Annotated in this window: 20 protein-coding genes; 6 read left to right on the forward strand and 14 right to left on the reverse strand. The window is 71.0% G+C overall.

Features of this window, described 5'->3' with window-relative positions; genetic code table 11:
* Positions 1–17: 17 nt before the first annotated feature.
* A complete protein-coding gene (locus tag ABGB12_RS25050; protein ID WP_347681886.1) occupies positions 18–560 on the reverse strand; it encodes a VOC family protein in 543 nt (180 codons plus the stop codon).
* 80 nt (positions 561–640) lie between these two features.
* Between ABGB12_RS25050 and ABGB12_RS25055 the strand changes: the two genes are divergently transcribed.
* A complete protein-coding gene (locus ABGB12_RS25055) occupies positions 641–1,099 on the forward strand; it encodes a MarR family transcriptional regulator (protein WP_347681887.1) in 459 nt (152 codons plus the stop codon).
* A gap of 5 nt (positions 1,100–1,104) precedes the next feature.
* Here the strand turns inward: ABGB12_RS25055 and ABGB12_RS25060 are convergent, their stop codons facing one another.
* Genes ABGB12_RS25060 through ABGB12_RS25070 form a run of 3 tightly spaced genes read right to left on the reverse strand, consistent with a single transcriptional unit; the run spans position 1,105 to position 4,930 of the window.
* On the reverse strand, positions 1,105–3,564 hold the full coding sequence (locus ABGB12_RS25060) for a DUF3376 domain-containing protein (RefSeq protein ID WP_347681888.1): 2,460 nt from the start codon (positions 3,562–3,564) through the stop codon (positions 1,105–1,107).
* Positions 3,565–3,621: 57 nt separating this feature from the next.
* Complete coding sequence (locus ABGB12_RS25065) at positions 3,622–4,545, reverse strand: cation diffusion facilitator family transporter (RefSeq protein WP_347681889.1); 924 nt, start codon at positions 4,543–4,545, stop codon at positions 3,622–3,624.
* 1 nt (position 4,546) lies between these two features.
* Positions 4,547–4,930, reverse strand: a complete 384-nt coding sequence (locus ABGB12_RS25070; protein ID WP_347681890.1) for a metalloregulator ArsR/SmtB family transcription factor — start codon at positions 4,928–4,930, stop codon at positions 4,547–4,549.
* Between the two features lie 129 nt (positions 4,931–5,059).
* On the opposite strand from ABGB12_RS25070, the gene ABGB12_RS25075 reads away from it, so the two are divergent.
* From ABGB12_RS25075 to ABGB12_RS25090, 4 genes are all read left to right on the forward strand, one after another.
* Positions 5,060–5,947: a hypothetical protein gene (locus tag ABGB12_RS25075; RefSeq protein ID WP_347681891.1), complete on the forward strand. Its 888-nt coding sequence runs from the start codon at positions 5,060–5,062 to the stop codon at positions 5,945–5,947.
* 91 nt (positions 5,948–6,038) lie between these two features.
* Positions 6,039–6,416: a hypothetical protein gene (locus tag ABGB12_RS25080; RefSeq protein ID WP_347681892.1), complete on the forward strand. Its 378-nt coding sequence runs from the start codon at positions 6,039–6,041 to the stop codon at positions 6,414–6,416.
* A 76-nt stretch (positions 6,417–6,492) separates the two neighbouring features.
* Entirely contained in the window at positions 6,493–6,735 is a 243-nt protein-coding gene (locus tag ABGB12_RS25085; protein WP_347681893.1) for a hypothetical protein, read from the forward strand.
* Between the two features lie 213 nt (positions 6,736–6,948).
* A complete protein-coding gene (locus tag ABGB12_RS25090) occupies positions 6,949–7,464 on the forward strand; it encodes a GNAT family N-acetyltransferase (RefSeq protein ID WP_347681894.1) in 516 nt (171 codons plus the stop codon).
* A 385-nt stretch (positions 7,465–7,849) separates the two neighbouring features.
* Here ABGB12_RS25090 and ABGB12_RS25095 read toward each other — a convergent pair whose 3' ends face one another.
* Genes ABGB12_RS25095 through ahcY (ABGB12_RS25105) form a run of 3 tightly spaced genes read right to left on the reverse strand, consistent with a single transcriptional unit; the run spans position 7,850 to position 11,100 of the window.
* Positions 7,850–8,395 carry a hypothetical protein gene (locus ABGB12_RS25095; RefSeq protein WP_347681895.1) on the reverse strand — a complete coding sequence of 182 codons (546 nt, stop codon included), beginning with the start codon at positions 8,393–8,395 and terminating at the stop codon, positions 7,850–7,852.
* A gap of 1 nt (position 8,396) precedes the next feature.
* Positions 8,397–9,662, reverse strand: coding sequence for an adenosylhomocysteinase (gene ahcY / locus ABGB12_RS25100; RefSeq protein WP_347681896.1), 1,266 nt, complete (start codon positions 9,660–9,662; stop codon positions 8,397–8,399).
* Positions 9,663–9,669: 7 nt separating this feature from the next.
* Positions 9,670–11,100, reverse strand: coding sequence for an adenosylhomocysteinase (gene ahcY / locus ABGB12_RS25105; protein WP_347681897.1), 1,431 nt, complete (start codon positions 11,098–11,100; stop codon positions 9,670–9,672).
* 133 nt (positions 11,101–11,233) lie between these two features.
* On the opposite strand from ahcY (ABGB12_RS25105), the gene ABGB12_RS25110 reads away from it, so the two are divergent.
* Complete coding sequence (locus ABGB12_RS25110) at positions 11,234–11,563, forward strand: MerR family DNA-binding transcriptional regulator (protein WP_347681898.1); 330 nt, start codon at positions 11,234–11,236, stop codon at positions 11,561–11,563.
* Here the strand turns inward: ABGB12_RS25110 and ABGB12_RS25115 are convergent.
* The 7 genes from ABGB12_RS25115 to ABGB12_RS25145 all read right to left on the reverse strand — a co-directional run bounded on the left by ABGB12_RS25115 (position 11,543) and on the right by ABGB12_RS25145 (position 17,984).
* On the reverse strand, positions 11,543–12,229 hold the full coding sequence (locus tag ABGB12_RS25115) for a response regulator transcription factor (RefSeq protein WP_347681899.1): 687 nt from the start codon (positions 12,227–12,229) through the stop codon (positions 11,543–11,545). The two genes, ABGB12_RS25110 and ABGB12_RS25115, sit on opposite strands and share 21 nt — an antisense overlap.
* Positions 12,230–12,289: 60 nt before the next feature.
* On the reverse strand, positions 12,290–13,711 hold the full coding sequence (locus ABGB12_RS25120; protein WP_347681900.1) for a histidine kinase: 1,422 nt from the start codon (positions 13,709–13,711) through the stop codon (positions 12,290–12,292).
* A gap of 284 nt (positions 13,712–13,995) precedes the next feature.
* On the reverse strand, positions 13,996–14,964 hold the full coding sequence (locus tag ABGB12_RS25125; RefSeq protein ID WP_347681901.1) for a cation diffusion facilitator family transporter: 969 nt from the start codon (positions 14,962–14,964) through the stop codon (positions 13,996–13,998).
* A gap of 2 nt (positions 14,965–14,966) precedes the next feature.
* On the reverse strand, positions 14,967–16,013 hold the full coding sequence (locus tag ABGB12_RS25130; protein ID WP_347681902.1) for an SIS domain-containing protein: 1,047 nt from the start codon (positions 16,011–16,013) through the stop codon (positions 14,967–14,969).
* Positions 16,010–16,183 carry a Trm112 family protein gene (locus ABGB12_RS25135; RefSeq protein ID WP_347681903.1) on the reverse strand — a complete coding sequence of 58 codons (174 nt, stop codon included), beginning with the start codon at positions 16,181–16,183 and terminating at the stop codon, positions 16,010–16,012. Before ABGB12_RS25135 ends, ABGB12_RS25130 begins: the two co-directional genes overlap by 4 nt.
* Entirely contained in the window at positions 16,180–17,538 is a 1,359-nt protein-coding gene (locus tag ABGB12_RS25140) for a phosphomannomutase/phosphoglucomutase (protein ID WP_347681904.1), read from the reverse strand. Before ABGB12_RS25140 ends, ABGB12_RS25135 begins: the two co-directional genes overlap by 4 nt.
* Positions 17,539–17,618: 80 nt before the next feature.
* Positions 17,619–17,984: a DUF3499 domain-containing protein gene (locus ABGB12_RS25145; protein WP_347681905.1), complete on the reverse strand. Its 366-nt coding sequence runs from the start codon at positions 17,982–17,984 to the stop codon at positions 17,619–17,621.
* Positions 17,985–18,126: the final 142 nt, after the last annotated feature.

Genomic DNA, 18,126 nt, shown 5'->3' on the forward strand with positions numbered 1-18,126 from the left:
GTACTGGCGGGAAAGTCCTACTCCGCGACGGCCGCCGGGAAGGCCGGAATGGACACCCCGATCCCGCCCTTGGTCTCCGCGCCGTAGCGGGCCGCCTCGGCTTCCAGGTCCAAGGGGCGGGGCCGCAGGTCGGAGGCGGCCCTCTCCCGGTCGGCCTCGGTGATGAGGGCGGCGGGGACGACCCAGCAGACCTCGAACTCCAGCCCGTCGGGGTCCTGGGCGTAGAGGGACTTGGTGAGGACGTGGTCGGACGCGCCGACCAGGGCCCCGGCCTCCAGGAGGACCGTGCGGAGGCGGTCGAGTTCGGCGAGGGTGTCGACCTCCCAGGCCAGGTGGTACAGGCCGACGCTGGTGCGGCCCGCCGGGGAGGGCGCGGCGCCGGATCCGATCTGGAACAGGCCGAGGTCGTGGTCGTTGGTGGAGCCGGACGCCTGGAAGAAGGCGGCCTGCCCGGGGAGGAAGATCAGGGTGCGGAAGCCCAGGACGTTCTCGTAGAAGTCGCGGCTCCGCGCCACGTCGCGGACGTAGAGGACGGCATGGTTGAGACGGGTGATCGACATCCTCGGCTCCTCGGCAGACGGGTGGTATCACCCAAGGTAACCGAATTTAATTGAACTCTCAACTACCGTAGGATGGGGGCATGGCCTCCCCACGCTGGCTCACCCCGGAAGAACAAGCGGCCTGGCGGGCGTACCTGCTCTCCAACCAGCTGCTCGACGAAGCCCTCGACCGGCAGCTCCAGCGGGACGCGGGCATGCCCCACGCCTACTACTGGATCCTCGTCGCGCTCTCCGAGGCCCCCGACCACACGCTCCGCATGAGCGACCTCGCGCGCAGCCTCCGCTACTCCCAGAGCCGCCTCACCCACGCCGTCACCAGCATGGAGCGCCGCGGCTGGGTGCGCCGCGACCGCTGCCCGTCGGACGGGCGGAGCCTCCTGGCCGCCCTCACCCCCGAAGGCATGCGCACCCTGGCCGAGAGCGCCCCCGGCCACGTCGAGGAAGTGCGCTCCCGCGTCTTCGACCGGCTCACCCCCCGGCAGGTCGCCCAGCTCCAGGAGATCTGCCAGGTCATCCTCGACGGCCTCGACCCCGCCTGACCCCCTCAGCCGAGCAGGACACCCAGGACGAAACCGAGCACCACCAGGACGACGGCGACCATCACCAGGCGGACGGCGACCCGCACGAAGACGTCCCTGACCGCGTTCAGCGCCGCCCGGGGAGCGCCGCGAGGCTCCTCGCCCTGCGAGGCGCGCCAGAACTCGTCCAGCACGTGGTTCGTCTCCCGGCGGAGCCAGACGCGGACGAGCCGCGGCCGGACCCTGCGGCCGGCGGTCCCGTCGACGACGCGGAAGACCGCCCGGCTCACCGCGTCCCTCGTCCGCAGGGTCTCGTAGGTCCTGGGGACGGCCGGCAGCAGGTCCAGGTCGCTTACGCTCCTTTTCAGCACGGTCAGGTGCTCCCTCATCCGTTCGAGGCCGCCCGAGCCGAACTCCGCGTCGAGGATGAGCCCGTGCAGCTCAGCCTCCGCCGCCCGCGCCTCCTCGTCCGAGGAGAGGAAGAGCGGCAGCAGATGGTGGGCGGCGTCGAGCCGGCCCCAGGTGAAGTCGCAGTGGCGCCAGCCGGGTTCGGCGAACGCGCCGAAATGCTGGAAGCGCACCCCGTACAGCTTGCGCTCCCCCAGGTCGCCGAAACGGTCGTCGTGGAACAGGCGGCTCATCGTGTCCGGGCCCAGGCGCAGGAAGTCGAAGTGCGGGGTGAGCGTCTCGGTGATGCCCGAAGGCGGCGTGAACGCCTGGGTGAGCACCTCGATGACCAGGCAGTCGGTCACCACGTCCCAAGTCCCGCCCCAGCGCCCCTCCACGTCGGCGACGGCCCTGGTGTAGTGGTCGTTTCCGTTCCGGACGAACTCCGCGACGGCCTCGGGGACGTTCAGCCTCCCGAACACCTCGTCGAGCAGCTGGGCCGCCTCCCGGTCGGAGAACCTGCCGGAGCGGGGGAAGGACCGCTGGAGCCGTGCGATGACGGCGTCCTTGACGGCCAGGACCTTGCGCACCTCGCCGTTGAGGGCTTTCGCGCCCTCGATCAGCCTGGCCTGGGCGCCGGGCCTGCGCGTCCGGTCCTCGGCGTCGGCGCGTTCCTGCAGGTGGCCGCTGAGCGTCTGCAGGACGCGTTCCGCCGGGAAGAGCCCCCACCGCCAGGTCCGGCCCCAGTCGGTGAAGCAGGCCGGATCGTCAGGGGGGATCCAGCGGAACCCCGGCCGCCGGGCCAGGAACTCGTGGATCTCGGCGGCCTCCACCTGCGGCGGGAAGACCAGCGAGGTGACGTGGTCGGCGGCGGCGAGCAGCTCCCGCACCTCCAGGATGACGCCGCGGGCCCGGTTGAAGCGGTACTCGGAGAACATGCCCTGCGCCAGGGAGAGGAAATCGGGCAGGACGGAAGGGCTCTCCCCCATCCTCGCCTCGTGGAACCGGGCGAAGAGCTCCTCCCTGGTCGAGCGGCCGCTGGTGCGCAGCCGCGAGGCCAGATCCTCCGCGCCGATCCGGAAGTTCACCTCCTGAGGGAACCCGATCGCGCTGAAACCCGCGGTGACGGCGGAGACCTCCCCGCACGCCCTGTCCTTGACCTCCTCCTCCGGCAGCCGCCCGCCGGACGGGACGACATAGACGACGACCCGCTTCACCTTCCGGTCCAGCGGACGCTTGGTGATCGCCTCCAGCACCGGGCCGAAAGGCTCGTTGTTGAGGATGCCCCCGTCCATCACGCAGCTGGCCGGATCGTCGAACACCTTCTTCGGCAGTTCCCGGTACCGCAGCAGCGGCAGTTCGCTGACGGGCGGGAACGCCACCGGGAAAGCGGCGGTCGCGCACGCCGCCTGGACGAGGACGTCCGTACCGGCCGCCGTGAAGTCGTTGCGGGGGCGGCTCTTCCTGATCTTCCACTCCCCGTTCTCCGGGGTGTAGACGACGGCGTCCTCTTCGCTGTAGCGCTCGAAGCGGTACAGCCTCCGGTGGTCCCGGACGTTGAAGTAGTTGCCGAAACTGTCGGTGAAGGACCGGAACCGCCCGTCGAGGGCGGTGGCCGTCATGAACAGCGTCACCGAATCGGACCTGTCGGGGCGTGCGTCCTCGTGGGGGACGCTCTCGACCGCCTCCTTGAGCCTCTCCCGGAAGAACTCCCCGCTGAAGAGGCTGTGCCCGGACGGCTCGGCCAGCAGCTGGTCCAGGGCCGCCGACCGCTGCCACATCTCCTTGAGACCGGGCAGCGCCGTGTTCCGCCCGATCGCGGTGGCCAGCATCATCCCGTTCAGCCCGCCCGCCGACGTACCGGCGATGATGTCGATGCGCACCCGCCTGGGCCGCGCGCCCTCCGCCGTGACCCTCCGCCAGAACCGGAAGGCGGGCAGGTCGCTCTTCTTGACGTTCTCCTCGGGGTCGCCCTGCGAGGCGCGGCGCAGCAGGTCGAGCTCGTGGACGACCCCGCCCATCCACACGGCGAGGCTGACTCCCCCGTTCATCACCAGGGCGAGCCTGACCTCCTCCGTCTCTCCCGCGCCGTCGTCCACAGCGCCGACATCCCCCGGCGTACCGCCCGTTACGCTCCGGATCGGTTAAACGAGTGCTCACCAGCCGAGCTCGTCGCATCCGCTGTGGTCGGCGGGTTCGACCTGGAGGGTGGCGTGCGCGATGGCGTAGCGGTCCCGCAGCAGGTCCCTGGCCCGGTCGAGCACGGCGTGCCCGTCGGCGTCCTCGGCCGTCACCAGGTGGGCGGTCGCCACGTGCATCCCGGACGTCAGCGTCCACAGGTGCAGGTCGTGCACGTCCCGCACGCCCTCGATGGCGGCCAGGTCCTTCGTCAGGGCCTCGACGTCCACGTCCTCGGGCGCGTGCTGGCCCAGCACCGCCAGCACCTGGCGGCCCAGCGCCACCGCCCTGACCACCACGAACACCGCGATGGCCAGCGCGATGACGGTGTCGAAGAGCACCTGCCCGGTCGCGGCGACCAGCGCGCCCGCCGCGATCACGCCGACCGAGCCCGCGGCGTCGGCGAGCACCTCCAGGTAGGCGCCCCGCACGTTCAGGCTCTCGGACGCGCCCGCCCGCAGCAGCGCCAGCGCGACGAGGTTGACCGCCAGCCCCAGGACGCCGACCACGAGCATCGGGCCCGCCTCGACCTCGGCCCGCTCCCCGACCCGTCCGAGCGCCTCCACCACGATGTAGGCGGCGGTGCCCAGCATCACCAGCACCGCGAACCCGGACGCGAACACCTCCGCCCGGTAGGACCCGTAGGTGCGCCGCCCCGTCAGGTCGGGCCTGGTCGCGATCTTCGTCGCCACCAGCGCGACCCCCAGCGACAGGACGTCCCCCGCCATGTGCCCCGCGTCCGACAGCAGCGCCAGCGACCCCGACACCAGCCCGTAGACCAGCTCGACGACGAAGAAGACGGCCGTCAGCACGAACGACAGCCACAACCTCCACCGGTGCCGTCCGCCCGCGTGCTCGTGCACATGGCCGTGCCCGTGGCCATGACCGTGTCCCGCGCCCATCTCAGGCCTCCCGCTCCGGGTGCGCGACCTCGCTGTGCTCGATATGCGCGACCGCCAGGTCCAGCAGCATCCTCACATGCGCGTCGTCCAGCCGGTAGTACGCCATCCGCCCGGAGCGGCGGGCCTTCACCACCCGGTGCGCCCGCAGCAGCCGCAGCGCGTGCGAGACGGCCGACTCGCTCATCCCGCTGACCGCCGCGAGGTCGCAGACGCACAGCTCTCCCTCCAGCAGGGCCAGCAGCAGCCGCAGCCGCCCCGGGTCCGACAGCAGCCCGAACACCTCGGCCGTGTCCGCGAGATCCCGCTCCGCGGGCATCCTCTCCCGCACCGAGGCCACCCGCTCGGCGTCCACGACCCGGACCGCGCACCCGTCCGGCTCAGCCACTCGCCCATCTGAAGAACTGTTCACATGTGAATTCCAGCGCCCTTCGCCCTCACATGTCAACCCACCCCCAACAGCAAAGATTACATAAAGTAGCCTTGAGGTAACGTAGCGCTGAGTAAATTCCGGCCCATGCCGAACGCTCCTCACGAAGCCCTGCACCGCATCTTCCAGAACGACGCGGACCTTGTGGCCCGAGCCCTGTTCCAGGTCAGTGGCGCCGATCTCCAGGTGAGCAAGGTCGCCGAACTCAACGTCGACGCCACCGAGTTCCGCCCGCTGGAACGCCGCCCCGACACCGTCCTCAAGATCGAAACCGCCCGACATCCGCCCTTCCTCCTGGTCGTGGAGTCCCAGACCGACCCCGACCCGGAGAAGGAAGAGACCTGGCCCCAGCTCATCACCTACCTGCGCGCCAAATACCACCTCCCGGCCGTGCTCCTGGTCATCACCCAGAAGCGCTCCACCGCCGCCTGGGCCCGCCGGACCATCGAGTGGGGCCTCCCCGGCCTCCTCCCCTCCGGCACTCTCACCGCCCACGTCTTCGGCCCTGACAGAGCCCCCAAGATCACCGATCTCGCCGAAGCCCGCGTCCACGTGCCCTTCACCGTCCTGTCCGCCCAGGTCCAAGCCCGTTCCCCGGAGATCGGTGCCATACTGGAAGTGCTGATTGAAGCCCTGGGCACCCTCGACGAGAAGACCGCCATCTCCTACGCCGAATACACCGAAGCGGCCCTTCAGAGCACCCCGGCCGCCCTCACCAAGTGGAAGGCCCACATGAAGACCAGCACCCAGCCCTTCGTCTCCACCCTCCGCGCCGAACTGCGCGCCGAAGGCCTCGCTGAAGGCCTTGCCGAAGGCGAAGCCAAGATCCTGCTGCTGATCCTCGAGAAGCGGGGTATCGCCCTCACCGAGGAAGCCCGCGCCCGCATCACCGGCTGCACCGACACCGCCCAGCTCGAGACCTGGGCACGCCGCGCCCTCGAGATCACCGCGCTCGACCAGCTCTTCACCGGCTGAGCGGTGACCGCCGGGCGGCAGCGGTCATGGGCGGCGAGGTTACCTCCGGAGTAATCGACGCGCGTCAGCACGTCCTGTGAGGATCGACGGCATGGAACGCGCACTGTTGGGGGCGGCGAGCGGCCGCATCGTCTGGGGAATCGCGGCTCTGGCCGCACCGGGTCTCAACGTGAGGCTCGTGGGCATGGCCGACCGGGAGACCCCCGAACTCCGATACATGACCCGGGTCTTCGGGAGCAGAGCCCTCGCCCTCGGCCTCGGCCACCTCCTGGGCGACCCGACGACACGGCGTCGCTGGCGCAGACTCTGCCTGATGGTGGACGCCTGCGACACCGCGGCCGGTCTCGTCCACCTGATCCGCGGAGACGTACCGCGAAAGTCAGCGGCAGGCCTGCTGGCGATCACAGGCGGCTACACCGTCCTGGGCGCTTTGGCTCTACGGTCGGAAGAGCACGAACCCGTCCCCTGAACCGGCCACCGCCCGAAACGGTCTCACCTGCCGGGCGCCTCACGCCCTCCGATTCACCCCAGCTCATATACGTCACGTGGACGTTCTGCCGGAAGACACGCGGTCGATCCGCCGGGAGCGGTCAGAGGTTGGGCGGGGAGTCGAGGCGGGTGAGTTCCAGGCCGGGGGCGGTCAGGACGACGTCGACGGCCTCGACCTCTTCTCCCTCGTCAACGCCATCGCCTGGATCTCCGGCCGCTCCCCCGTCGTCGCCGTCCGCCGTGACCACCTCCTCGACCTCGTCCTGGACGGCCTCACCGCCCCCGGAAACCCGACGTGAGACCGAACGGACCGGATGGCGAGAAACGCCGGAAACGGGTTGTTCACAAGGCGGCGAGGCGTTAGCGTCGCCCGACGAGAGACGCCTGGTCACCCAGCAGCGAGGGAGGTTGATGAATATGGCTGTCGGAAGCCGTCTTCAGCATGCCCTCGCCCGGTCCTCGCGCGCCTAGAGCGCCGGCCGGGTCGTTCCAACGACCAGGAGAAACCTCCCATGTCCTCTTTCTTCCCGGCGACCGACGCCGATCTGATCACCGACCACCTCGTCCTGCGCACGTGGACCCCCGACGAGGTCACCGCCGTCCTGGAGGGCGCCCGCCCGGCGCACTGGGCCGACGACTTCCCCGCCGAAGGCGACCTCGTCATCGCCGGGCTGTTCGCCGAGAACCCCGCCTGGCTGGGCCCGTACGGCCACCGCCAGATCATCGAACGCGCCAGCGGCCTGGTGGTCGGCTCGATCGGCTTGTTCTGGCCGCCCTCCGACGGCTCCCTGGAACTCGGCTACGGCGTCGTGCCCTCCCGCCGGGGTCTCGGCTACGCCCCCGAGGCCACCCGAGCCCTGACCGGACACGCCTTCACCGCCCAGGCCGTCCGCACCGTCCACGCCACCGTGGAACTCTCCAACCCGCCCTCCATCCGCGTCCTGGAGAAGGCCGGCTTCCGCCTGGCCGGAACCGACCTCGACCAGAACACGGCCCTCTACCACGCCGTCCCGCCGTCCCGGCGGTGACCGCCGCGGGGATCGGCGGCCCGCCGCCGATCCCCGCCCCCTGGGCCCCTCACCTGCCGGGCGCCTTCAGGGGGCCTCGAGCCGCCACAGGGCCGCCATGGGGAGCGCCTTGAGCTTCTCGCCGAAGGACAGCGTCTGTTCTCCCGCGTAGAGGACGAACCCTGCGAGGAAGCGGTCTCCCAGGCCCGTCGAACGTACAGATGCGGGTTCCCCATTCCCGCCGACTTACCCCAGCTCATATAGGTCACGTGGTCGATCTGCCGCTACCTGTGTGGTCGATCTGCCATGGCTTTCGTGGACGTTCTGCCGAAGGGTATGTGGTCGATCTGCCGATAGTTTTATGGACGTTCCGCCGGAAGACACGCGGTCGATCCGCCGAGAGCGGTCAGAGGTTGGGCGGGGAGTCCAAGCGGGTGAGTTCCAGGCCGGGGGCGGTCAGGACGACGTCGCCGGCCAGGTGGAACTCGGTGGTCTCGGCGGTCTCCAGGTCCGTGGTCTGCCAGGCCTCCACCGGCAGGGGCCCCAGGTCGGTGGGGTGGGTCTCCACGGAGACGAGGGCCCAGCGCTGGGTGACGGTGCGGGTGGCCAGGGAGTCGCCGGTCACCTGGACCAGGGGGACGGTCGCGGAGTCGCCGGGGGTCAGGCTCAGGGAGCGGGCGACGGCGACGAGGAAGGCCGGGGAGTCGCCCAGGAAGGCCAGGGCTTCGGCGGAGTGCTCGCGGTCGCCGCGGACCCACAGGAGTTCGCGGCCCGCGGCGCCGCCGCGCAGGGTCCAGGAGGACGTCGTCAACTGGAGGCGGGCGGGGCGCCAGCGGCTGTCGACGGTCAGGTCGACGCCGGGGGCGACGTAGCGCCAGCCGGCGGGGCCGGGGGCGCACTGGAACTCCTCGGTGACGCCCGAGGAGAGGTGGAGGTAGGAGCCGCGGGGCATGTCAGGAACCCGACCGCCAGGAGGAGAGGTACTCCTCCTGCTCTGGGGTGAGGGCGTCGATCGCGGCGGCCATGGAGGCCAGTTTCAGGCGGGCTATCTCCGAGTCGAGTTCCCCGGGGACCTGGTGGACGCCCGGCTCCAGGGAGGCGTGGGTGCGGGCCAGCCACTCGCAGGTGAGGGCCTGGCCCGCGAAGGACATGTCCATGACGGCGGCGGGGTGGCCCTCGGCCGCGGCGAGGTTGACCAGGCGGCCCTCGCACAGCAGGACCAGGCGGCGGCCGTCGGCCAGGACGTACTCGTCGGCCTGGGGACGGACGCGCTGGACGTCCACGGCGAGCTCCTCCAGCGCCCGGACGTCGACCTCCACGTCGAAGTGGCCGGAGTTCGCGAGGATCGCGCCGTCCTTCATGACCTCGAAGTGCTCGGCGCGGATCACGTCGCGGTTGCCCGTGGTCGTGACGAACACGTCCCCCTGGCGGGCGGCCGACGCCATGGGCTCCACCCGGAAGCCCTGAAGGAGCGCCTCGAGCGCCTTCACCGGGTCGATCTCCGTGACGATGACGAGCGCGCCGAGCCCCCGGGCGCGTTCGGCCACGCCGCGTCCGCAGTACCCGAAGCCCGCGATCACGACGGTCTTGCCCGCGAGTAGCGTGTTCGTGGCCCGCATGATGCCGTCCAGCGTCGACTGGCCGGTGCCGTAACGGTTGTCGAAGAGCCGCTTGGTGGCGGTGTCGTTCACCGCCACGACGGGGAAGAGCAGGGCCCCCTCACGTGCCATCTGGTGCAGCCGGATGACGCCCGTGGTCGTCTCCTCGCATCCGCCGAGGACGGAGGGCAGCAGGTCCACCCGCTCGGTGTGCAGGATGTTCACCAGGTCGCATCCGTCGTCCACCACGAGGTGCGGCGAGACGTCCAGCGCCGCGTGGATGTGCCGGTAGTACGTCTCCATGTCCACTCCGGCACGCGCGAACACCGACACCTCGTACTCGACGACCAGCGCCGCGGCGGTGTCGTCCTGGGTGGAGAGCGGGTTGGACGCCGCCACGGCGACGGACGCGCCGCCCGCCTGGAGGGTGCGCAGGAGGTTCGCCGTCTCGGTCGTGACGTGCATGCACGCCGCGACCCGCAGCCCTTCCAGGGGCCTTTCGCGCTCGAACCGCTCGCGGATGGAGCGCAGCACCGGCATGGAGCGGTCGGCCCAGCCGATGCGCCGGACCCCGGCCTCGCAAAGGCCGGGGTCCGCGATGTCGTGATCCCTCAAGGACATCGAGAGGTCAGTACCGGTAGTGGTCCGGCTTGTAGGGGCCCTCGACGTTCACGCCGATGTACTCGGCCTGCTCCTTGGTGAGCGTGGTGAGCTTGACGCCCAGCGCGTCGAGGTGCAGGCGGGCGACCTTCTCGTCCAGGTGCTTGGGCAGCACGTAGACGCCGACCGGGTACTCCTCGGTCTTGGTGAACAGCTCGATCTGCGCGATCACCTGGTTGGTGAAGGAGTTCGACATGACGAACGAGGGGTGGCCGGTGGCGCAGCCCAGGTTCATCAGCCGGCCCTCGGCGAGCACGATGATGTTGTGGCCGTCGGGGAAGGTCCAGGTCGCGACCTGCGGCTTGACCTCGTCCTTGACGATGCCGGGGATCTTGGCCAGGCCGGCCATGTCGATCTCGTTGTCGAAGTGCCCGATGTTGGACACGATCGCCTGGTGCTTCATCCTCGCCATGTGGTCGGCGGTGATGATGTTGAAGTTGCCGGTGGTGGTGACGAAGATGTCGGCGATGGAGACGACCTCGTCCAGGGTGGTGACCTGGAAGCCGTCCATGGCGGCCTGCAGCGCGCAGATCGGGTCGATCTCGGTGACGATGACGCGGGCGCCCTGGCCGCGCAGCGCGTCGGCGCAGCCCTTGCCGACGTCGCCGTAGCCGCAGACGACGGCGACCTTGCCGCCGATCAGCACGTCGGTGGCGCGGTTGAGGCCGTCGATGACCGAGTGGCGGCAGCCGTACTTGTTGTCGAACTTCGACTTGGTGACCGAGTCGTTGACGTTGATCGCCGGGAAGGCGAGCGTGCCGGCCTTGTGCATCTCGTAGAGGCGGTGCACGCCGGTGGTGGTCTCCTCGGTGACGCCCTTGACCGCGGCGGCGGTCTCCGTCCAGCGGCCGGGGGTCTCGGCGATGGTCCGCTTGAGGGTGTCGATGATGATGTGCCACTCCTCCGGGTCGTCCTCGGAGGCGGACGGGACGGCCCCGGCCTTCTCGTACTCGGCGCCCTTGTGGACGAGCAGGGTGGCGTCGCCGCCGTCGTCCAGGATCATGTTCGGCGGGGTGCCGTCGGGCCAGCGCAGGGCCTGGTCGGTGCACCACCAGTACTCCTCCAGGGTCTCGCCCTTCCAGGCGAAGACCGGGACGCCCTTGGGTTCGGCGACGGTGCCCTCGGGCCCGACGACGACCGCGGCGGCGGCGTGGTCCTGGGTGGAGAAGATGTTGCAGCTCACCCAGCGGACGTCCGCGCCGAGGGCCACGAGGGTCTCGATCAGCACCGCGGTCTGGATGGTCATGTGCAGCGAGCCCATGATCTTGGCGCCGCGCAGCGGCTGGGCCGCGGCGTACTCCTCGCGCACCGACATCAGGCCGGGCATCTCGTGCTCGGCGAGCTGGATCTCCTTGCGGCCGAACGCGGCCAGCGAAAGGTCGGCGACCTTAAAGTCCATCTTGGGTGTCTCCTCTGAGTGGCTCGGTGGGAAGTCTAGGCGCACGCCCCGTCACGGGGCACACTCAGGGGGCTGAATCTGACATAGAATTGTCAGATTCAGCCGGGTCGGCTTGAGAACAGAGGGGGCCCCGATGCGGATCACCGAGGCGGCGCAGCGGCTCGGCACCTCCCCGAGGATGCTGCGGTACCGCGAGAGGCTGGGCCTCCTGCCCCCGCGGTCCGGCGGGGCCCACCGCAGGTACGGGGAGCCGGAGCTGCGCGCCGTCGCCCTCGGCCTGGCCCTGGAGCAGCGCTACGACATCGGCCCGTCCGAGCTGGCCTTCGCCCTGCGCGTCCTGGCCGAGCCGCAGACCCGCGCCCGCGTCCAGGAGCTGGGCGAGCGCGTCGGCAGGCTCACCCCGCAGCCGTCCAGGGCGCTGGACTTCGAGAAGCAGAAGGCGCTACGCCTCCTCCGCCGCTGACCCCTGCGCCCCCGGCACCACCAGGCCCGACTCGTACGCCAGCACGACGGCCTGGGCCCGGTCCCGCAGCCCCAGCTTGGTGAAGACCCGCGCCACGTGCGTCTTGACGGTGTGCTCGCTGACGACGAGCCGCGCCGCGATCTCCGCGTTGGACAGCCCGCCCGCGATGAGGACGAGCACCTCCCGCTCCCGGGCCGTCAGCGTGGCCAGCTCCGCCGGCGGGCTCACCCGCGCCTTGCGCTGCCGCGCGAACTCACGCACCAGCCGTCCCGTCACCTGCGGGGCCAGCAGCGCGTCCCCGCGCGCCACGATCCTGACGGCGGACACCAGCTCCTCGGCGGTGGCGTCCTTCAGCAGGAACCCCGACGCCCCCGCCGCCAGCGCGTCGTAGACCAGCTCGTCCGCGTCGAAGGTGGTGAGGATCAGCACCCGCAGGCCCTCGGCTCCCGGCCCGGCCAGGATCCGGCGGGTCGCCTCGATGCCGTCCATCCGCGGCATCCGGATGTCCATGACGACCACGTCCGGCCGGTGCCGCTGCGCCAGGTGCACGGCCTCGGCCCCGTCCCCGGCCTGGCCGACGACGATGATGTCCTCCTGCGCTCCCAGGAGCGCCGCGAACCCCGCTCGCACGATCGTCTGGTCATCGGCGATGATCACCCGGATCATGGTGCTCCGTCCCTCGAAGGCCCCGCCGATTCTCTCAGGTTCCACCCCGAAGGTCGAAAATCACGGACTGAAGGGAAGTTCCGCCTCGACGTCGAAGCCCCCGTCAGGGGCGGGACCGGCCTGGAGCCGGCCGCCGAGCATGGCGGCGCGCTCCTGCATGCCGATCAGCCCGTGCCCCCCGGAAGCCGGGGCGGGGAAGCCGTCAACGCGGGTCCGCGTCAGGTCCGGCGGCTGGTTGTGGACCCGGACCTTCAGGCGGTCGGGCTGGTAGAGGAGCTCCACCTGGACGGGGGCGCCCGGGGCGTGGCGGCGCGCGTTCGTCAGGGCCTCCTGGACGATCCGGTACGCCGACAGCTCCAGGGTGGCCGAGAGCGGGTGCTCCTCGCCCCTGACGGACAGGCCCGCCGCGCCGCCCGCGCCGCGGTGCTGGTCGATCAGCTCGTTCAGCCGGTCCAGGCGGGGCTGCGGGGTCACCTCGGTCTCGGCGGCGTCCGAGCGCAGCACGCCCAGGAGGCGGCGCATCTCGACCAGCGCCTCGCGGGCGGTGTGCGCGATCTCCGCGTAACCCCGCTTGGCCTCCTCCGAAAGGGTGCTCATCGTGTACGGGGCGGTCTCGGCCTGGACGGCGATCATCGAGACGGAGTGGGCCACCACATCGTGCAGTTCCCGGGCGATCCTGGCCCGCTCCCGCATGACCGCCTGCTCCCGCTGGGCGGCGTCCAGCCGGACGAGGTTCTCGGTGTTCTGCTCCCGGGCCTCGGCCTCGGTGACGGCGACCGTCCGGCGGGCGTCGCCCAGGCCGATCGCGCCGACGACCGCGACGACCACCACGGGCCACGGCACCTCGTCCAGGCCCGGCGCCGCCAGGTAGACGACCCCGATCACCGCGAGGGTGCTGCACGCCAGCAGCCCCGCCGAGGCCCGGGGCAGCTGCTGGGCCAGCAGGTAGAGCACCCACAGGGCCGACAACAGGGTGGTGATCAGCAGCGCCTGGCCCGAGAGCAGCGCGGCGGCCGTGGCACTCAGCACGATCGCCGCGACGGGCCGCAGCACCTCCCTGCGCCACACCATCGGCAGGGTCGCGGCCAGCGCGAATCCGGCGGGCACGCTGAACAGGTCGTGGTCGGCGTCGCCCACCTCGTACAGGGCGGCCAGCGCCAGCAGAAGTCCGGTCACCGGCGCGTAGACCCAGGAGGCGGTGAACCTGCGCCACAGCGCCAGAGACCGGGGCACAGGGCCGGTCTCCGCCTCCCTCGGCGCGATCATCGTCCCGTACGGGCCGTACCGGCCGTGCGCCTGGGGTTCCGGACGGCCCTGCGCCCCGTACAGCCGGGCCGTGATCTTGTCCTGGAGGGGCTTCAGCAGCCGGCCGAGCCCGGCCAGCACCCACAGCAGCAGCTGGCCCACTCCGGCCACGACCCGGCCGGAAAGCCGCCACACGTGTTCCGCCGCTCCGCTCCCCAGGGTCTTCTCGCCGCTCATCGCTCCATCCTCGCCGCAGTCGGGGCGAATTCCCTCATCTCAGGGTGCGATACCGGGCGGCCTGGTCCGTCCAGAGGATGAGACGAGTTCGGTCCCTGCGAGGGAAGCGGGAATGAATCAGCACGTCGTACCGTTGTAGGAGTAGCGAGGACGACGGGGTGGAAGTCAGATCCCGGCGTCTTCGTGACAGAGCTGGAGATGGGGGTCTCCTTTGGAGAAGCCCCCCGCAGGAACGGATGAGGGGATCCGTCACGCGGGGGGCTTCTTCGTCTTCTGCGCCGGGCTCAGCCCTTGGCCGCCGCGTCCTCGGCCCCGGCCTCGGCCGTCTTCTCCCGGTAGAGGTCGGGCTCCAGGTAGATCAGCTTGGCCACCGGCAGCATCGCGCGGATCTTCGCCTCGGCGGCGTCGATACCCTTGGCGATCTCCGCGGCGGTGTCGTCGTGGTCCACCGCGATCTTGGCGGCGACCAGCAGCTCGTCGGGGCCGATGTACTGGGTGCGCAGGTGGATCACCCGGTCGACCTCGGGCACCGACTCCAGCGCGTCGATGATGCCCTTCTCGACCTCGGGTCCGGCGCCTTCGCCGAGCAGCAGGCTCTTGGTCTCGAAGGCCAGGACGACCGCGATCAGGCCGAGCAGGATGCCGATCGCCAGGGTGCCGTAGGCGTCCCAGACGGGGTCACCGGTGACCACGGCCAGGGTCACGCCCAGCAGCGCCAGGACCAGGCCGACCAGCGCGCCCAGGTCTTCCAGCAGGACGACCGGGAGCTCGGGGGACTTGGCCTTGCGGATGAACTGCGTCCACGTCTGGTCGCCGCGGATGTGGTTGGACTCCACGATCGCGGTCCGGAAGGAGAAGCTCTCCAGGAGGATCGCCACGGTCAGCACGCCGAACGCCCACTGCGGCGATTCGATCTCTCGGGCATGATCTCCGGTGGCCTCGTGGTACTTGTGGACGCCCTCGTAGATCGAGAACATCGAGCCCACCGTGAACAGCACCAAGGCGACGATGAAGGCGTAGAAGTACCGTTCACGCCCGAACCCGAACGGGTGCTCCGGGGTGCGTCCCCGCTCCGAGCGCTTCTTGCCCAGCAGGAGCAGGGCCTGGTTGCCCGAGTCGGCGACCGAGTGGATGGACTCGGCCAGCATCGACGAGGAACCGGTGAAAACGTAGGCCACGAACTTCGAGACCGCGATCCCGAGGTTGGCCGCCAGAGCGGCGACGATCGCCTTGGTACCGCCTTCTGCTGACATGTTCAGGAGATCCTTGCTTCTAGCTCTGCACGGGCAGGCACCGGTGTCGGGTCCACACCCAGAGCCAGCGCCAGGTAAACGGAGACATAGTCGCATATCACGATCAGTGAGGCGACACGCTCCAGCGGATGTCCGCCTTCCGACCTGATCTCCGTCACCGGAACTCCCCGCGCCCTGGCCACCTCCGCGACCGGCGACGGGCGCTCCTCAACGAAGATCACCAGATGCGTCCCGGACTCCTCCTCGTCCCCCCGGTCCCGGAAGAAGTCGTCGGGGTCGCCGCCCGGCCCGCGGTCCAGCGCGCCGAGTTGCGGAACGGCGCTGGGAAGCTTGGCGTTGTCCCCGAGCTGGGCCGCGAACCGGGCCGCGGCCGCCAGCTCCAGCGGGGTCTCCCCCCACGGCATCGGCAGGCCGCCCGCCAGCTCCAGGGCCGGCTGCTTGCCGGGGTTGAGGAACGGCTCCCCGGACGGCCGGCAGCGGTGGATGAGGTCCTCCAGCAGCACCGCCGTGGACTCCAGCACCTCGTCGGGCAGCGAGACCAGCCGCAGCCCGCGCAGCACCAGCAGCATCGGCACCACCTGCGCCCACAGCAGCGCGCGGACCGGCCCGCCGGACGGCACCGGCAGGTACAGCGACCTGCTCTGCACCGCCAGCTGCGCCAGCCTGGCCTCCGCCGGGCCCACGCCCACCACCGACGCGCCCCGCCTGGCGGCCTGCTCGGCCAGGTCGAACGCCTCGTCGCCGAGCGCGAACACCAGGTCGGCGACGCCCACCCAGCCAGGCAGCCGCCGCCCGGTGACGGTCAGCACCGGCACCGGACAGCCCAGGCCGCACACCGCGGCCACCACCTCGCCGGCGTTGCCCGGCCCGGCCACCACCACCGCCCTGGGCCGTCCCGCGCCGCGCAGCGCCTCGGCCAGGCCGGCCTCCTCGGCCAGCCGGGCGGACTGGCGCAGCTGGGCCGCGCCCGAGGCCACCAGCCGCAACATCCCGCCGCGGTCGCCCGCCTCCAGCGCCTCGGCGTCCTCCAGCGCGCCCGCCGGGATCATGCTCCGGGGGCCCTCGCCTCGTCGACGAGCAGGACCGGGACGCCCTCGGCGGTCACCGGGTAGACCTTGCCGCACTCCCCGGTGCAGACGAGCTCCTCCGCGTCAGGGCGCAGCGCGCCCCGGCAGTTCGGGCAGGCGAGGACGTCCAGCAGCCATGCGTCGATCTTCACTTTTCCTCCTCGCGGCGCACGATCGCCAGGACCTCGTCCCGGATCGACGCCATCGTGTGCTCGTCTCCCGCCTCGGCATTGAGGCGGAGCAGCGGTTCGGTGTTGGACGCGCGCAGGTTGAACCACCAGCCGTCGCCGGTGAACGTGGTGCCGTCGAGCTCGTCGACCTCGACCCCGGGGCGCGCGGCGAAGGCCTCCGTGACTCGGGCCACCGCGGCGGCCTGGTCGGCGACCTCGCTGTTGATCTCCCCCGAGGCGACGTACCTGTCGTAGGACTTCAGCAGGGCCGACAGCGGCCCGTCCTGCTCGCCGAGGGCGGCCAGCACGTGCAGCGCGGCGAGCATGCCCGAGTCGGCGAACCAGAAGTCGCGGAAGTAGAAGTGCGCCGAGTGCTCGCCGCCGAAGACGGCGCCGGTGTCGGCCATGGTCTTCTTGATGAACGAGTGCCCCACCCGGGTACGGACCGGCACGCCGCCGTTCTCGCGGATGATCTCCGGCACCGCCCGGGAGGTGATCAGGTTGTGCACGACGCTCGCGCCGGGGTTCTTGGCCAGCTCCCGCTCGGCGACCAGCGCGGTGATCGCGGACGGGGAGACGATCCGGCCCTCCTCGTCCACGGCGAAGCAGCGGTCGGCGTCGCCGTCGAAGGCCAGGCCGAGGTCGGCGCCGTGCTCCAGCACCGCCGCCTGCAGGTCCCTGAGGTTCTCCGGCTCGATCGGGTTGGCCTCGTGGTTGGGGAAGGTGCCGTCCAGCTCGAAGTAGAGCGGGACGAGCTCCAGCGGCAGCCCGGCGAAGACCGCGGGGACGGTGTGCCCGCCCATGCCGTTGCCCGCGTCCACGACCACTTTGAGGGGCCGGATGCCCTCGAGGTCCACGAGGGTCTTCAGGTGGTCGGCGTAGCCCTGCAGCAGGTCCCGCCGCTCGACCGTGCCCGCCGGGCCGTCGTGGGCGGGCACGCCCGCGGCGACGAGGTCGCGGATCTCGCGCAGCCCGGTGTCCTGGCCGATCGGGCGGGCGCCCCCGCGGCACATCTTCATGCCGTTGTAGCGGGCCGGGTTGTGGCTCGCGGTGAACATCACGCCGGGCAGGTCCAGGCTGCCGCTGGCGTAGTACAGCAGGTCGGTGGAGCCGAGCCCCGCCTCCAGCACGTCGGCGCCCTGCGAGGTGGCGCCCCTGGCGAAGGCCGCGGCCAGCGGGGCGGAGGAGGCGCGCATGTCGTGCGCGGTGACGACGCGGGCCGCTCCGGTGACCCGGACGAAGGCGGCTCCGGTGGCCTCGGCGATCTCCTCGTCGAATTCGTCGGGGACGACGCCCCGGACGTCGTAGGCCTTGAAGATCTTGGCGAGATCGCCCACTCGGTAGTCCCTCTCCAGCTCGGCGCATGTGGGCTTCGAGCCTACCGTCGAGAGGGCGTCAGGCCGTGACGAGGTTGTTCCTACTGGCGCGGCTGGTCCGACCGCAGCACCCGCAGGTGGCCCCTGCGGCCCACCTCGGTGCCCTGGCCCACGGGCTCGACCGCGGGCCCCGCCGGGCGGGCGGCCTCGCGCACGGCGTCGGCCAGGGCCTCCAGGTCGTCGGTGCTGGGCTGCTCGGGGGCCTCCTCGGCGGGCAGGCGCAGCAGCTCCCAGCCCATCGGGGCGGTGAGGCGGTCGGCGTGGTCGGCGCAGAGGTCGTAGCAGTGCGGCTCGACGTACGCGGCCAGCGGACCCAGGACCGCGGTGGAGTCACGATAGACGTACGTGAGCGTGAACACCGCGGGCGCCTTGCACGCGGTGCGGGAACAGAGTCGAACGGTGCTCACGATGGCTGAACGTACGCCTTTCCGGGCCGCGCCGCCAGTATCCGGGTGATCGTGTCTCGCGTTTCCTACCTAAGGGGGATGATTCGGGCGAGCTTTCGTCCCGGATCGTGGTTTCGTCCGCCGGTCGTTCTCTTGCTCCTCC

Origin of the sequence: Actinocorallia sp. B10E7, from assembly GCF_039871655.1 — a bacterium.
Lineage (GTDB): Bacteria > Actinomycetota > Actinomycetes > Streptosporangiales > Streptosporangiaceae > Actinocorallia.

Excerpts from the sequence above, each read along its gene's own strand:
- ABGB12_RS25050 (WP_347681886.1), bottom strand. The coding sequence starts at position 560 with ATGTCGATCACCCGTCTCAACCATGCCGTCCTCTACGTCCGCGACGTG.
- ABGB12_RS25055 (WP_347681887.1), top strand. The coding sequence starts at position 641 with ATGGCCTCCCCACGCTGGCTCACCCCGGAAGAACAAGCGGCCTGGCGG.
- ABGB12_RS25065 (WP_347681889.1), bottom strand. The coding sequence starts at position 4,545 with ATGGGCGCGGGACACGGTCATGGCCACGGGCACGGCCATGTGCACGAG.
- ABGB12_RS25075 (WP_347681891.1), top strand. The coding sequence starts at position 5,060 with ATGCCGAACGCTCCTCACGAAGCCCTGCACCGCATCTTCCAGAACGAC.
- ABGB12_RS25080 (WP_347681892.1), top strand. The coding sequence starts at position 6,039 with ATGGAACGCGCACTGTTGGGGGCGGCGAGCGGCCGCATCGTCTGGGGA.
- ABGB12_RS25090 (WP_347681894.1), top strand. The coding sequence starts at position 6,949 with ATGTCCTCTTTCTTCCCGGCGACCGACGCCGATCTGATCACCGACCAC.
- ABGB12_RS25095 (WP_347681895.1), bottom strand. The coding sequence starts at position 8,395 with ATGCCCCGCGGCTCCTACCTCCACCTCTCCTCGGGCGTCACCGAGGAG.
- ahcY (WP_347681896.1), bottom strand. The coding sequence starts at position 9,662 with ATGTCCTTGAGGGATCACGACATCGCGGACCCCGGCCTTTGCGAGGCC.
- ahcY (WP_347681897.1), bottom strand. The coding sequence starts at position 11,100 with ATGGACTTTAAGGTCGCCGACCTTTCGCTGGCCGCGTTCGGCCGCAAG.
- ABGB12_RS25110 (WP_347681898.1), top strand. The coding sequence starts at position 11,234 with ATGCGGATCACCGAGGCGGCGCAGCGGCTCGGCACCTCCCCGAGGATG.
- ABGB12_RS25115 (WP_347681899.1), bottom strand. The coding sequence starts at position 12,229 with ATGATCCGGGTGATCATCGCCGATGACCAGACGATCGTGCGAGCGGGG.
- ABGB12_RS25120 (WP_347681900.1), bottom strand. The coding sequence starts at position 13,711 with ATGAGCGGCGAGAAGACCCTGGGGAGCGGAGCGGCGGAACACGTGTGG.
- ABGB12_RS25125 (WP_347681901.1), bottom strand. The coding sequence starts at position 14,964 with ATGTCAGCAGAAGGCGGTACCAAGGCGATCGTCGCCGCTCTGGCGGCC.
- ABGB12_RS25130 (WP_347681902.1), bottom strand. The coding sequence starts at position 16,013 with ATGATCCCGGCGGGCGCGCTGGAGGACGCCGAGGCGCTGGAGGCGGGC.